This is a genomic window from Monashia sp. HAY1-2A (assembly GCF_056755315.1).
The window spans coordinates 1-247 of sequence record NZ_JBNDHY010000640.1; the positions used below are offsets into that span (position 1 = coordinate 1).

Genomic DNA, 247 nt, shown 5'->3' on the forward strand with positions numbered 1-247 from the left:
ACATAAAATTATCGCAAGATATCCTGAGGGAAGACAAAAATCGGCTCTTATTCCTGTACTTCACGTAGCACAAAAAGAATTCGGAGGATGGTTAGACGTTCCAGTAATGGATTATGTTGCAGAATTATTGAGTATTAAGCCCATCGAAGTATATGAGGTTGCAACTTTCTATACAATGTTCAATATGAAACCGGTTGGTAAATATGTTTTGGAAGTTTGCAGAACGGGGCCTTGCATGGTCTCGGGA

General features: G+C 39.3%; 1 protein-coding gene. It reads left to right on the forward strand.

Annotated features, from left to right (window positions below):
- Nucleotides 1-247 (forward strand): NAD(P)H-dependent oxidoreductase subunit E (locus tag ACPYOM_RS23365; protein ID WP_481347802.1); only part of this gene is annotated, 247 nt, incomplete at both ends.